Origin of the sequence: Methanocalculus chunghsingensis (assembly GCF_018132105.1) — an archaeon.
GTDB lineage: Archaea > Halobacteriota > Methanomicrobia > Methanomicrobiales > Methanocorpusculaceae > Methanocalculus > Methanocalculus chunghsingensis.
In genome coordinates this window covers 15,018-27,345 of sequence record NZ_JWHL01000021.1, presented here as the reverse complement: position 1 = coordinate 27,345, position 12,328 = coordinate 15,018, and the positions used below count along the sequence as shown (strand labels likewise).

The 12,328-nt window shown below is 57.5% G+C and carries 17 protein-coding genes; 3 read left to right on the top strand and 14 right to left on the bottom strand.

Going from position 1 to position 12,328, the window contains the following annotated elements; translation table 11 throughout:
* Nucleotides 1-67 precede the first annotated feature (67 nt).
* Nucleotides 68-424 (top strand): translation initiation factor eIF-1A, encoded by a 357-nt coding sequence (gene eif1A / locus RJ53_RS10615; RefSeq protein ID WP_211531604.1) that lies wholly within the window; start codon nucleotides 68-70, stop codon nucleotides 422-424.
* Between the two features lie 24 nt (nucleotides 425-448).
* Here eif1A and RJ53_RS10610 read toward each other — a convergent pair whose 3' ends face one another.
* From RJ53_RS10610 to RJ53_RS10580, 7 genes are all read right to left on the bottom strand, one after another.
* A complete protein-coding gene (locus RJ53_RS10610; RefSeq protein ID WP_211531603.1) occupies nucleotides 449-1,189 on the bottom strand; it encodes a DUF7289 family protein in 741 nt (246 codons plus the stop codon).
* 1 nt (nucleotide 1,190) lies between these two features.
* Complete coding sequence (locus tag RJ53_RS10605) at nucleotides 1,191-1,625, bottom strand: hypothetical protein (protein ID WP_211531602.1); 435 nt, start codon at nucleotides 1,623-1,625, stop codon at nucleotides 1,191-1,193.
* The gene (locus tag RJ53_RS10600; RefSeq protein ID WP_211531601.1) at nucleotides 1,603-1,965 is read right to left on the bottom strand and encodes a hypothetical protein; all 363 of its coding nucleotides are present in this window, start codon (nucleotides 1,963-1,965) and stop codon (nucleotides 1,603-1,605) included. The genes RJ53_RS10605 and RJ53_RS10600 overlap by 23 nt, the downstream gene beginning before the upstream one ends.
* Nucleotides 1,953-2,462: a DUF7288 family protein gene (locus RJ53_RS10595; protein WP_211531600.1), complete on the bottom strand. Its 510-nt coding sequence runs from the start codon at nucleotides 2,460-2,462 to the stop codon at nucleotides 1,953-1,955. Before RJ53_RS10595 ends, RJ53_RS10600 begins: the two co-directional genes overlap by 13 nt.
* A complete protein-coding gene (locus RJ53_RS10590; RefSeq protein ID WP_211531599.1) occupies nucleotides 2,456-3,463 on the bottom strand; it encodes a hypothetical protein in 1,008 nt (335 codons plus the stop codon). The genes RJ53_RS10595 and RJ53_RS10590 overlap by 7 nt, the downstream gene beginning before the upstream one ends.
* A complete protein-coding gene (locus RJ53_RS10585) occupies nucleotides 3,460-3,846 on the bottom strand; it encodes a hypothetical protein (RefSeq protein ID WP_211531598.1) in 387 nt (128 codons plus the stop codon). Before RJ53_RS10585 ends, RJ53_RS10590 begins: the two co-directional genes overlap by 4 nt.
* Before the next feature lie 61 nt (nucleotides 3,847-3,907).
* Entirely contained in the window at nucleotides 3,908-5,161 is a 1,254-nt protein-coding gene (locus RJ53_RS10580; protein WP_211531597.1) for a DUF1015 domain-containing protein, read from the bottom strand.
* A gap of 42 nt (nucleotides 5,162-5,203) precedes the next feature.
* Between RJ53_RS10580 and rimI the strand changes: the two genes are divergently transcribed.
* Together rimI and RJ53_RS10570 are read left to right on the top strand one after the other, a co-directional pair.
* On the top strand, nucleotides 5,204-5,692 hold the full coding sequence (gene rimI, locus RJ53_RS10575; protein WP_211531596.1) for a ribosomal protein S18-alanine N-acetyltransferase: 489 nt from the start codon (nucleotides 5,204-5,206) through the stop codon (nucleotides 5,690-5,692).
* Between the two features lie 43 nt (nucleotides 5,693-5,735).
* Nucleotides 5,736-6,251 (top strand): helix-turn-helix domain-containing protein, encoded by a 516-nt coding sequence (locus RJ53_RS10570; RefSeq protein ID WP_211531595.1) that lies wholly within the window; start codon nucleotides 5,736-5,738, stop codon nucleotides 6,249-6,251.
* Here the strand turns inward: RJ53_RS10570 and trpA are convergent.
* Genes trpA through RJ53_RS10535 form a run of 7 tightly spaced genes read right to left on the bottom strand, consistent with a single transcriptional unit; the run spans nucleotide 6,226 to nucleotide 12,270 of the window.
* Nucleotides 6,226-7,005 carry a tryptophan synthase subunit alpha gene (gene trpA, locus RJ53_RS10565; protein ID WP_211531594.1) on the bottom strand — a complete coding sequence of 260 codons (780 nt, stop codon included), beginning with the start codon at nucleotides 7,003-7,005 and terminating at the stop codon, nucleotides 6,226-6,228. The two genes, RJ53_RS10570 and trpA, sit on opposite strands and share 26 nt — an antisense overlap.
* Nucleotides 7,002-8,156 carry a tryptophan synthase subunit beta gene (gene trpB / locus RJ53_RS10560; RefSeq protein ID WP_211531593.1) on the bottom strand — a complete coding sequence of 385 codons (1,155 nt, stop codon included), beginning with the start codon at nucleotides 8,154-8,156 and terminating at the stop codon, nucleotides 7,002-7,004. Before trpB ends, trpA begins: the two co-directional genes overlap by 4 nt.
* Entirely contained in the window at nucleotides 8,153-8,722 is a 570-nt protein-coding gene (locus RJ53_RS10555) for a phosphoribosylanthranilate isomerase (protein ID WP_211531592.1), read from the bottom strand. The genes trpB and RJ53_RS10555 overlap by 4 nt, the downstream gene beginning before the upstream one ends.
* Entirely contained in the window at nucleotides 8,713-9,453 is a 741-nt protein-coding gene (locus RJ53_RS10550) for an indole-3-glycerol-phosphate synthase (RefSeq protein ID WP_211531591.1), read from the bottom strand. Before RJ53_RS10550 ends, RJ53_RS10555 begins: the two co-directional genes overlap by 10 nt.
* Nucleotides 9,450-10,469: an anthranilate phosphoribosyltransferase gene (gene trpD, locus RJ53_RS10545; RefSeq protein ID WP_211531590.1), complete on the bottom strand. Its 1,020-nt coding sequence runs from the start codon at nucleotides 10,467-10,469 to the stop codon at nucleotides 9,450-9,452. Before trpD ends, RJ53_RS10550 begins: the two co-directional genes overlap by 4 nt.
* Complete coding sequence (locus RJ53_RS10540; protein ID WP_246496099.1) at nucleotides 10,466-11,047, bottom strand: anthranilate synthase component II; 582 nt, start codon at nucleotides 11,045-11,047, stop codon at nucleotides 10,466-10,468. Before RJ53_RS10540 ends, trpD begins: the two co-directional genes overlap by 4 nt.
* Nucleotides 11,044-12,270, bottom strand: a complete 1,227-nt coding sequence (locus RJ53_RS10535) for an anthranilate synthase component I family protein (RefSeq protein WP_211531589.1) — start codon at nucleotides 12,268-12,270, stop codon at nucleotides 11,044-11,046. Before RJ53_RS10535 ends, RJ53_RS10540 begins: the two co-directional genes overlap by 4 nt.
* Between the last annotated feature and the right edge of the window lie 58 nt (nucleotides 12,271-12,328).

The following is a 12,328-nucleotide window of genomic DNA, read 5'->3' as shown; positions in this document are numbered from 1 at the left end:
GTGAGAGCATAGTTTGGGATTTAAGTAACTATAATTTAAATACCTATACCAGATACCTGCGCTATGAATGGATACATTCAGCAACAATACCGTGGGGGAGAAAGAGGTAGATCATCTGACTGGAAATTACAGAAAACCCGGAGAACCGGAAGAGGTCGTGCGTGTCCGTCTTCCAAATAAACGTATGAAAGAACAATTCGCTGTTGCAGACCTGATGCTTGGATCAAACCATATCCGGGTTCGCTGCGGGGACGGAATCACCCGTATGGGGCGGATCAAAGGGAAGATCAAGAAGCGGGTCTGGATCCGGGAAGGAGATATTTTAATCGTCATTCCCTGGAGTTTCCAGGATGAGAAGGCCGATATCATCTATCGCTATACCAAGCCGCAGGTGGACTGGCTCAGATCCCACAACTACCTCTGATATTTTCTCTTTTTAAAAAAAATTTCAGAATCCGGATACCCGGATAACCACCGTTCTGATGACGAGAAGATCGACATGATCTCTCTGGTATTCACCACCATAATAAACAAATCCGAGACGTTCGGTGAAATAATTGCCCCAGGCAACTGAATAGTCATCTTCTGGATCTTCGGTATAGCGGAGATAGACATACTCCCCTGCACCAAGCGGATATTCATCTGTCGTTACGGAGACGCCTTTCATCTCGATCCGTCCGACACCCGCAATGGATCTGGTCCTCCCGGTATCGATCTCAATAAACGAGAGGATCAGCGTATTGCTCGGATCATCATAGTACCATCGCGGCTCTGCAATCATCGCAGACCCTCTCGCAAATCCCGGACGGGTGAGAACAGCACCATTTTCGATGACGATATGCGTCCTGTCGTGATCCGCTACATACCGGAGCTGGCCGGGGGTGCTGGTCAGAAGATCCCCGGTACCCCCGATTCCGACAACGAAGGATCCCGAGGCATCCGTCACCGTCAGCACCCCTCCCTGCACCTGGAGTGCCGTCTCCTTGTAGGGGACCATCTTATAGCTGAGGCTCTTGAAATCGTTCTGAAGGACGATCATCGTCTGCTCCATGTTCCGCACATCTGCCCCGCTCTGGCCGGCAACGATGAGGGGAAGACCATAGAGGACGACGATAGCTATCCCGGTCACGACGATCGAGAAGATGAGGATAAATCCGATCGCCTCCGATACCGCATCATCCTGCCTCATCTCAGACACCCCCGGAATCATAGATGATCCTGTTCCAACCGCCCCCGGTCGTCGATCCGACGACCGCTCTCGTTGCTCCGATTCCGGCAAGAGAGATCACCGTCTCGGACCGCTCATTCTTCACCTCTATCTCCTGATCAGAATCTGCCCGCCTGACCGTGATACGATAACCGGCACCGAGGACATCCTCAGGGATATCAAATTCAGAGACGATAGAGCCGTTCACCGGGGCGATGGTATAGACATCCACCACCCGGACAGACATCCCGTTGCCGATATCGACGAAGGAATGGTACGTGAACCGTTCAGCCGGCCTCTCCATCAGGGCATAGTTGGACGTGATCATCACCATCACAAGGAGGACCATCAGTACTCCGGTAATAATGATATAGCCGATAAGGGTTGCAACACCGTCAGACGAGCAGGGTCTCTTCATACACAGTAACTCCGTTATTATACCGTATCATCACCCTCGTCATCGGATGAGTCATATTCGGCTCAGGTCTCCAATCCACTGAAACAATCGCATGGTTCCTCTTCAGCGAGAGAAGCCGCATATCCTCAAGGATAGCATCCGTCGTCTGGAGATGGACGGAACGGATCACCTCGGACCTGAGATCGCGGATCTCATGTTTTGGAAATTCGATCACCCCTTCTGCCGTTGTCTGGCCGACAAGCGTCGCCTGACTGACGATGAGCATCAAGGCAAGAATAGCGATACTGATGAGAAAGCCCATCAGGACGATCCACTGCCCGTCTTCATTCAGCCCCGCCACAGGATCACCTCAAGGAGAACCACCTGTGATCTCCCGGTATGGGGGATCGGAACAGAATGACCGGGATGAATCTGTACCCATCTCGTCACCCGTACTGCCGGATCCCGTCCTGTGGCAACATAGCCGGGAGGATCTGAGAAAGTCACACTCGCCACCTCATCACCTGCCCGATATGAGATCTCCGCAGAGTACTGTATGGGATCCTCAGCTGCAAAGGAACGCTCCCTGAGAAGCGGTGAAAAAGCGGCGTCAAATGCATCTGGACTCCAATCCTGGACCACCTCTTCAAGAAGCGTCAGCTCACCCTGGCCCTGGGGAAGATCCATCACCGCCAGAGCATCAGCGCCGAGCTGCTCAAGGAGCATATCATCAATATGGGTATCACCCGGCGTATAGATACTGATCGCCTGGAAGACGATTGTTGCGGTTACGATCATCAGAAGTGCTGCCGCAACCCCCTCGATGGTATAGAGGGTTGCACCATCCCGCACTACCATACCGCCACCTCAAGGATCCCCGGCTCTGCAGGTGGAATAAATACAGTGCCGTAATCATACGTGATCACCTGGTGATCGGCACCATCCGGATTATCCGAAAAGATGAACGTGATCGCTATCGTATCTGCCTGCCGCCAGGGAGGATTTGGAACCGGATGAAGGGTAAATGTCAGATTACCCGGCACCATCCTGCTGGTTTGCAGCGTATCATCGAGGGAGACGACCTCATCCTCGTCAATCTCAAGTGTATACGCGGCAAACGGGATGGTGATCCCCTGCCTCGCGATCAGGATCTCATGAAGAACCACGGTCTCATTGACGGGGACATTGAGGTACTCTCTGATGTTCCGGACCTCAATTTGGAGCGGATCAGTCCTGGGATCGATCCGGAAGAGGGGTTCAACCGAACGATCTATAAGGGTAGGACATGGGATCTCGATCATGAGGCGCTGATCGCCGGTCAGATTCTCTGGAAGATGAAACTCATTATGGGCGGAATCTGCGCCATCCCGAATGAGGGATGAGGTCTCCTTGACCACCACCACCCGCCTCACCACGCCAAACTGCTCGGGAGGGGGAGGCCCGACAGACCGCTGCGTCCCTTTGTGGCTGAGGGTGACGTTGAAGGAGTACGGGTAATCCCCGAAGATGAGGGAACGCTGGTAATCGTCAGGATAGGTAAAGAAGTCTCTATCAAAGAAGCGATCCACCTTCGCAGGGGAGAGGATATGGGGGCTCCCCCGCTCGACGGCAAGCCCCATCCGGATGACCTCCCCGGGATCTATCTGCTGTTCCCAGACAGGAAAATCAGGGGATGTCGGCATACCGGGATCTTCGACCAGGATGACACCCGTCCGGTACGCAACGGCATCATAATCGATTCGTGCTGACTGGACGGCAAAGAGGGGGTGGGGAACCATGGCAACGACGATGATGAAGGCGGAGATGAAGATGGTAAAACCGACCAGGAAGTCGATGGTGACCATCGCCCTGTCCTTCAACCGCGAGCCCCCTCCCAGATGATCACGGGTGCCGGTTCGGAAGGGAAGGGGAACGTTCCGGGATCGACCGTCCTTTCAGGATCCCGCCCCTCCCATTCGGTGAAGACGATCTCCCCGGGGGTGATATACACCATCCGGAACGCACCCTCCGGATCGCGGACAAGGATCGCCCATGATGCCGCCGTCCCATCGGGATGGACATCACGGCCGATGATCAGGAATACCGGCTCACCCGCTGCTTCAACTGCTTCATCAAGGCAAATCCGGAGATCCTCATCCCCGGGAGGGTCAAGGAAGACCAGAGAGGGGAGAGGCTCATCCTGGGAAGGCGCTATGCACCCTGATACGAGGAGGAGGAGAGCGAGGATCAGAAGAGGGTACATGGTATGTATCTGATATCTCTTCTCTCCTCAAATCCTATCAGCTTTTGGATCACCGGGACGGTCAGTCAAGAAGATGTACCACGAGGCCCGACAGAAGTTTTGGCTCAAACCATGTCGATTTCGGGGGCATAATGCCATCCTCATCGGCGATTGCACAGATGTCATTGACATCGATCGGCTGCATCAGAATCGCCGCGGCATACTCACCCGAATCGACACGGGCGATGAGATCAGCAATTGGTGCTGCACCACCCATGAAGTCAAGCCGTGCATCACCACGGGGATCATGAATCCCAAGGAGTGGGGAGAGGACCTTCTCCTGGAGGAGCGAGACATCAAGGCGGCCGATGGCATCTGTTGCCGGGTCGATCGGATGAGAGAGTTCATAGAACCGTCCTGCAAGATAGAGGTGCATACAGTAGCGATCGGAATCGCCTGCCATCGGTGGGATCGTCGATGCATGCAGATCCGGGCTGAAGATCTCACGGACGGTGAAGACGGTGGTGAGCTGTGCAAGAAACTCTTCCGCAGTCATACCATTCAGATCCTTCATCAGGCGGGAATAACCATGGATGAGCACCGAGTCATGTGCAAAGAGGACACCCATGAACCGGGTCGCCTCCTCTGTGAGATCTCCCCTCTCCTTGCGCCGCTCTGCAACATTGACGGCACTCTTCGCACGGTGATGACCATCGGCGATATAGAGGGACGGTACGTTTGCAAAGAGGGTGGTGATCTCCCTGATCATCGCCGGTTCCCTGATCGGATAAATCCGGTGTATCGAACCGGATACCGTCGTCGTCTCTGCAATCGGTTCACCTGCCACCGCATCCTCGATATACTTTTGAATACCGCCGGGATCACGGTACAGAAGAAAGACCTGGCCGGTATTTGCATTAACCGCATCGATATGTCGTGTCCGGTCCTCCTCTTTGTCATACCGGGTCAGCTCATGCCGCCTGACGACCCGGTTCTGGTACTCCGAAACCCCGACACAGGCGACAAGGCCGGTGAAGATTTCTCCCTCATCCTCCACCTGGTAGACAGAGTAGCTCTCCTCAGCATCCTTTTCAAAGAGGCCCTTCTCCTGCATCTCGATGAAGACCGCGCGGGCAAGCTCATAAACCGCCTCATCATAGCAAGGGGTGTCCGGCAGTTCTGCATCGGATCGGATCACCCGGAGAAAACTCTTTGGATTATCGGCGATACATGCAGCAGCCTCTTCTGCACTGACAACATCATAGGGGACTGATGGAACGTATGCAGACTCCTCCGGTGCCGGGCGGAGTGCTGTAAACGGATATATGGCAACCATGGAAAACTCCACGTAGTAGTAGGTACTGTACTCTAAAGAAAGATGGTGACGGTACGACCAGAGCCGGGGTTTGGGATCGGATATTACATCCGGCGGGCGATCCCGGCTGATATCCCTGAGATCTCGATGATTGAGAAGGAGGCCTTCAGCGACCCATGGGGAGAGGAGGGAATCCGTGAGGCAATGACCCTCTATCTCACCTCATTCTTTGTGGCCGTCGCGGACGGAAAGATCATCGGCTTTGTCGGTGGAGGACTTGAGAATACCGGGGAAGTCGTCTACGGCCACCTCTGTACACTCTTCGTTGCCGAACAATACCGGAGCAGGGGTCTCGGCCGTGCTCTCAGCGACAGGATAGACCATGATTTCATCCTGCATGGTGCAACAGCTGTTCAGCTTGAAGTACGGATCTCAAATCTGGATGCGATCGCCTTTTACCGGAGCCTCGGATATCAGGAGATCTTCACTTATGACAGCTATTACAAGGATGGCGAAGACGGGATCGTGATGATGAAATGGTTCTCATCATGATGATGGGATGAATCTTATCTATCCATGCACATATCCTATGATAATGTTCTCCCGTCGGATCTTTGAGACTGAATTTGCTGAGGCGCTTGAAGAGGAGCTGAAGAGGAGGGATATGACGGTCCGGGAGCTCTCCCAGAAGACCGGCATCCCTCCGGCAACACTCTATAAGATCGCATCAGGAGAGCGGGACCCCCGCCTCTCGACGGTACGGCGGATCGTTGGAACGCTTGAACCCCAGGAGGGGCGCTTCATCGCAGTCATCGCCGCCAAGTTTCTTCTCGACGAGATAGAGGGATCTGAAATCCCGGTTGAGGGGGAGCCTGTCCGGCTGAAAGGGTATGCGGCAAACTCCATCGACGAGTGCATCACCGCGGCTGTTGAGGCGAGGAAGGAAGGTGCCGCCGGGGTCATCTGTGCCCCGGTCCTCGCCTCGATCATCGAGCGGGTCGTCGATATCCCGGTCGCGATACTCAAGCCCGAACCGAAGACGGTCATCGATGCTGCAGGGATCATCGCCCGGCGGCTCGAGAGGATCAGGAAGGGCGGATCCCTCCCCTGATGCTCCCAACCACCGCCCGTACATCCCCGGCGGGATCTCCGGTTGATGCCTCGATTGCGGCGGTGATTGCTGAACCGGCGATGACGGCATCCGCACCGGCAGAAACAGCCTCTTCTGCGGTCCCGGCGGATCCAATCCCAAATCCGACGGCGACAGGGAGATTGGTTACCGCCTTCAACGTTTCTATCCGGGAACCGAGATCCGCCGGGAGATGGTCCCGCCTCCCGGTGACACCTGGGGCCGAGACAAGATAGAGGAAGCCCCTTCCAAGAGTACCGATCTCCTTCATCCTCATCGTGGGTGTCGATGGGGCGATGATGAAGATGGGATCAAGCCTCTCCTGCGTGATGAGGGACGCTCCCTCCTCAGGCGGCATATCAACGACCAGAATACCATCTGCACCTGCCCTGGCTGCATCCTGCAGAAAGAGATCCTCCCCTCTGGCGATGACCGGATTTGCATAGGTCATCAGGATGATCGGTACCTCGCTCTCTCTTCTGACAGCCTCGATGAGTGAGAAGACCGTCCCGATACCATTGCCTGAGCGGATCGCCCGTTCATGGCCCCGCCGGATGACGGGACCGTCCGCAACCGGATTTGTGGATGGGACGATCAGCTCAATCATATCTGCCCCGGCTGTGATCATCGATCGGATCACCGCAAGCGAGATCTCGGGGGTCGGATCCCCGGCGACGGTGCAGGCGATGAGGAGGGGCTGATTCCGGCGGACAAAGGCGTCCCTTATCCGGGTCATGCTCCACCTCCGGTGATCGTCTGGAGATCCTTATCCCCACGCCCCGAGAGGGTGACGGTAATGAGACTCCCCTCCGGCATCTCCTCTGCGAGACGGAGGGCGGCAGCAACCGCATGAGCTGACTCCAGTGCCGGAATAATCCCCTCTTTCCGGGAGAGGAGACGGAATGCCGCTACCGCCTCTGCATCGGTGACGGGGAGATACTCTGCCCGGCCGATGTCGCGGAGGAGGGCATGCTCGGGGCCGACACCCGGATAGTCAAGTCCGGCCGAGATGCTGTGGGTCGGAGTGATCCTCCCTTCCTCATCCTGCAGGAGGGAGCTATAGGCACCATGGAGCACACCGGGGCTGCCACAGGTGAGGGAAGCACCGTGATCCCCTGGCTTCAATCCCCTGCCACCGGCTTCGGCACCGATGAGCCGGACCGGATCACCGAGGAGGGGGACGAATGTCCCGATTGCATTCGATCCACCGCCGACACAGGCAACAGCCGCATCCGGGAGCCTCCCCTCCTCTGCAATGGACTGGGCTCGCAGCTCCGTTCCGATCACCGACTGGAGATCACGGACCATCCTGGGGAAGGGATCCGGCCCGACACAGGATCCGATCAGGTAATGCGAGTCGTCTGCAGTCGCGGCCCAGTTCCGGAGCGCCTCATCGACGGCATCAGAGAGGGTCTTTGAACCCGTCCTCACCGGGGTTACGGTTGCCCCGAGAAGCTCCATACGGGAGACATTCGGGGCCTGCCGCTCCATATCGACGACCCCCATAAAGACCTCCACCTCAAGGCCGAGGACCGCACCCGCCATAGCAGTCGCGACACCGTGCTGCCCTGCCCCGGTCTCAGCGATCAGGCGGCGCCTTCCACTCTTCTTTGCGAGGAGCGCCTGGCCCAGGGTATTGTTGATCTTATGGGCACCCCCATGCAGGAGATCCTCTCTCTTAAGGCAGATGATCGAACCCGTCTCTGTTCCAAGATTTCTGCACCGATAGAGCGGGGTCGCACGCCCGGCATACCGTCTGAGAAGAGAACCGAGCTCTTCCTGTGCCTGCTGATCCCCTCTGAAGGCATCATAGGCGTCGGCAAGATCACGGAGCGGCTCCATCAGGATCTCAGGGGCATACCGGCCCCCGTAAGGCCCAAACCTCATACACCACCCCTGCATGCCCGAAGAAATGCCTCCATCAGGATCGGATCCTTCAGGCCTGGCCGCTGTTCGACACCACTTGAGACATCCAGCCCGGCCGGATGAAGTGAATGTATCACACCGGGTACCGATGCCGGGGTGAGACCTCCGGCGAGGATCACCGGGAGATCGGTTCGCCGGATTGCCGCCTCTGCATGGTCGATATCCATCGGAATTCCCCGTCCTCGTGAGGGGTCGAGGAGGAGGCGATCAGATCCCTCGGGGGGATCTGAGATCCCGTCCCAGTCAGTAATGGTGATGAACCGGTCCGGAAGAGAGAGAGGATGATAGATCTGAACGGCATCCGGGGAGAGACTGCATATCATCCGGAGATCTGCCGGAGACCGGCTCGTCGTGACACAGACCGTCTCGACCCTCCCTGAGGCTGCCTCGATGATCGCCTCTGCACGACGTCGGGATACCGAACGGGGGGAGTCCGAAGAGAGGATGATCCCGATGGCATCTGCACCCGCATCGATCGCAGAGCGGGCATCTGTGGGAGTTCTGATCCCGCATATCTTTACATACATACAAACGCCTCTGTGGCTGATTTTGGATCTTCTGCAGATGAAATCGCGGTTCCGATCAGAAACGCACCGCACCTGCCACGGTATCTTCTCAGATCGTCCGGTGCCATGATACCGCTCATGGCAACAGGGATACGCCCGTATGACCGGATCAGGGGACCAAGCCGGGAGGCACGATCGGGGTCGATCACAAGCGTCCGGAGGTCCCGGTTGTTGATCCCGATGATCCGGGCACCTGTCGCAACCGCCGCTTGGAGTTCCACCTCATCTGCGATCTCAATAACCGGCTCAAGGCCGCAGGCAAACGAATGATTGACGAATGCCGGGAGATCATCTCCAAGGACCATCGCTATCAGAAGGACGGCATCAGCACCGATATGGCGGCTTTCAGCGATCTGTGCAGGATGGACGAGGATATCCTTCCTCAGAACCGGGAGATCGGTGTACCGCTTCACCTCCCTGATGAAGGACGGATCGCCGCCAAAGACCGTCGGCTCGGTCAGGACCGAGAGGGCGGCCGCACCACCGGCGGCCATCTCACGTGCAAGGAGGCCGGGGGGGAGCGTTGCACCCGTCGGGCCGGATGGGGAGGCATACTTCACCTCTGCGATCACCGCAGGATCAGACGCAGCGAGTGCATCATAGAAGGGTCGCACCGGATCCCGGGTATCGGGGAAGGTCTCCGGGAGGAGCTCCCCCCTCCTGAGCGAGGCGGCGATGATGGCATCAATCACGAGAGATCACCCCCGGAAAAGCCTGCAAGGAGGCGGAGACACTCAGCGGCCCTCCCGTCATCGATGGAGGCTTCTGCGATTGAGAGGGCGGCAGGGAAGGTCTCAGCCCCGCCACCGGCGATGATCGCCCCTGCCGCATTCAGAAGGACGATATCACGGCAGGGCCCCTCCTCTCCACCGAGGAGAAGCCGGACAATTCCGGCACTTTCAACAGGATTCTCCACACGAAACGATGCAACCGGAGCATCTGAAAGCCCGAGATCTGATGCCAGAAGCGTATATTCTGAGATTGTTCCTTCCTTTAGCTCAAGGATCCGGTTCTCCCCATGGAGTGCGAGTTCATCAAGCCCGGCACCGGAGACGACCAGCGCCCGCCTGACCCCGAGTGACCGGAGTGCTTCAGCCATAGGGTGAAGAAGGGCGGGATCGGCAACCCCGAGGAGGCGGTTCACCGGGCCTGCCGGATGCGAGAGAGGTCCGAGGATATTGAAGATCGTCCGGAACCCGAGTTCGGATCGTATCGGAGCAAGGCTCCTCATCACCGGATGATACTGCCCTGCCGGGAGGAACGCAATCCCGGCGATCCGGAGAGCCTCGCCAACCTTCCCTGCCGGAAGACCGGGTGCCACCCCGAGTTCTGCAAGGAGATCGGCTGAGCCGGATCTGCTGGTGACCGCCCGGTTCCCATGCTTCAGGACAGGGATGCCTGCGCCTGCGGTGACGAATGCGGCGGCAGTACTGATATTGAAGGTCATCGCATGGTCACCGCCTGTTCCACAGGTATCAACGGCCTTCTCCGCTCCCTCGAAAGAGAGGGGCCGGGCATGGGAGAGGAGGTATGACGCACAGAGAGAGAGATCCTCACCGGTGAGGGTATGATGACGGAGTGCTGTCAGGAATGCACCCGCCTGGGCAGGAGTTGCGCATCCGGAGATGAGATCATCAAATGCAGACCCTATCGCACCGGGTGGAAGCGGGATCCCCTCGATGATCGATCGGCAGATGGACTGAATCATGCGATCACCCCCTCCTTCAGAAACGAATCCATCAGACCCGGGCCGTCTCTTGTCAGGAAGCTCTCGGGATGGAACTGCACCCCTTCGATCGGGTACCGCCGGTGGCGGATCCCCATCGGGAGATCATCGCCGACAGATCTGGCGGTGATGACCAGATCGTCCGGAATTCTGGCCCTGTCAACCACAAGAGAGTGGTACCTGACGGCCGGAAAGGGATTTGGAAGCCCTGTATATATCCCGGCTCCATCATGAGAGATGGCCGCCACCTCGCCATGAACCGGACGGGGTGCATGAATGATATACCCCCCTTCAGCGGTACAGATCGCCTGATGGCCAAGGCAGACACCGAGTGTCGGGCAATCGCGTGAGAGGGTCGTCAGGACCCCCCCCAGAAGGGGGAAATCCCCCGGCCTTCCCGGACCCGGCGAGAGGATGATCCGATCCGGATCCGCAGCAATGACCTCATCGAGGGTATGATCCGCCGGGATGACGATGGGATCTGCCCCGAGACCCCCGATGATCTGGACGAGGTTGTAGCTGAAACTGTCGAAACAGTCGATGATGACGACCTTCATCATGGACCCCTCCCTGCAGCCGAGATGGCACGGAGGCAGGCTTCCGCCTTGATCGCCGTCTCATCAAACTCTCTGTCGGGATCGGATCCGGCAACGATACCGGCACCAGCCTGAACCTCTGCTATCCCGTTCCTGATCACAACCGTCCGGATGGTGATCGCAAAGTCGAGCGCCCCGACTCCTGCGATCCCGACTGCCCCTGCATATATGCCACGGGGAGCACCCTCCTCATCTGCGATCAGCTTCATTGCACGCTTCTTCGGGGCACCTGTGACGGTTCCTGCCGGAAAACAGGACCTGAGAGCATCATAACCATCATAATCCCCGGCCGACTCGGCGGATACCGTCGTGACGAGATGCATCACCCGCGAATACCGTGCCACTTCCGCATACGGAGAGACATGGACCGAACCATAGCGGGCAACACGGCCGATATCGTTCCGTGCAAGATCGACGAGCATCAGGTGTTCGGACCGCTCCTTCGGATCTGCCAGGAGCTCTTCTGCAAGGGCCTCGTCATGATCGGGATCTGATCCGCGTGGCCTTGTTCCTGCGATCGGGACGGTTGTGAGAAGAGGGCCACGTGCCGAGACGAGCATCTCCGGGCTCTCCCCCGCCACCTGTTCATCCCCATAATCAAGATAATATCCATAGCAGGATGGGTTCTTGGAACGCAGATGCGCATAGATCAATGATGGATCCCCATCATACGGGAGATCAAATCTCCGCGAGAGAACCGCCTGATAACAGTCGCCATCCCGTATCCGTCTTTTGAGCCTCCGGACACCGTCGGTGAAGGCGGGACGATCCATGGTCGTGGCAGTACCGGTGGGAAGAGCGGCATCTGACACCATCTCCATTGAGAGATTTGCATCCTCGAGGGATTGAGCCATCTTCCGGAGATGGGCAACAGCCTCATCGGCAGGACGCCTGGAAGAGAGGGTGATCTCTTCAGGAGTGATGACTGCACTATCACGGGGAATCAGGAATCTGCCTCCCCCTTCATACCCAAGGTACCCGGCAGGGGAGAACGGGGGATGAGAGGCGATGGAGCGGAGCGTTTCAATTGGATCGGCCGGGAGGGCGATGATCTCAGACGAGAAGCCGAGGGTCACCGGAAGATCCGGGAACTCAAGAATAAAACCAGGCCCTTCAGCGAGGGCTGCATAGACCGCAACCGGATCTGCACCCGGAATCGGGAGAGAGAGGACGGTTGCGGAGGTCACCAGTCCGATGGCATCACCGGAGTATCAGAACTACTGTGCATACTCTATCATGTGTTTT

Bases quoted from the DNA above. Each gene is read 5' to 3' on its own strand.
- RJ53_RS10540 (WP_246496099.1), bottom strand. From the start codon at position 11,047: ATGATGAAGGTCGTCATCATCGACTGTTTCGACAGTTTCAGCTACAAC.
- RJ53_RS10580 (WP_211531597.1), bottom strand. From the start codon at position 5,161: ATGGTTGCCATATATCCGTTTACAGCACTCCGCCCGGCACCGGAGGAG.
- trpB (WP_211531593.1), bottom strand. From the start codon at position 8,156: ATGAGGTTTGGGCCTTACGGGGGCCGGTATGCCCCTGAGATCCTGATG.
- trpA (WP_211531594.1), bottom strand. From the start codon at position 7,005: ATGACCCGGATAAGGGACGCCTTTGTCCGCCGGAATCAGCCCCTCCTC.
- RJ53_RS10555 (WP_211531592.1), bottom strand. From the start codon at position 8,722: ATGTATGTAAAGATATGCGGGATCAGAACTCCCACAGATGCCCGCTCT.
- RJ53_RS10595 (WP_211531600.1), bottom strand. From the start codon at position 2,462: ATGGTAGTGCGGGATGGTGCAACCCTCTATACCATCGAGGGGGTTGCG.
- RJ53_RS10605 (WP_211531602.1), bottom strand. From the start codon at position 1,625: ATGAAGAGACCCTGCTCGTCTGACGGTGTTGCAACCCTTATCGGCTAT.
- eif1A (WP_211531604.1), top strand. From the start codon at position 68: ATGGATACATTCAGCAACAATACCGTGGGGGAGAAAGAGGTAGATCAT.
- RJ53_RS10585 (WP_211531598.1), bottom strand. From the start codon at position 3,846: ATGTACCCTCTTCTGATCCTCGCTCTCCTCCTCCTCGTATCAGGGTGC.
- RJ53_RS10610 (WP_211531603.1), bottom strand. From the start codon at position 1,189: ATGAGGCAGGATGATGCGGTATCGGAGGCGATCGGATTTATCCTCATC.
- RJ53_RS10570 (WP_211531595.1), top strand. From the start codon at position 5,736: ATGTTCTCCCGTCGGATCTTTGAGACTGAATTTGCTGAGGCGCTTGAA.
- trpD (WP_211531590.1), bottom strand. From the start codon at position 10,469: ATGATTCAGTCCATCTGCCGATCGATCATCGAGGGGATCCCGCTTCCA.
- rimI (WP_211531596.1), top strand. From the start codon at position 5,204: ATGGTGACGGTACGACCAGAGCCGGGGTTTGGGATCGGATATTACATC.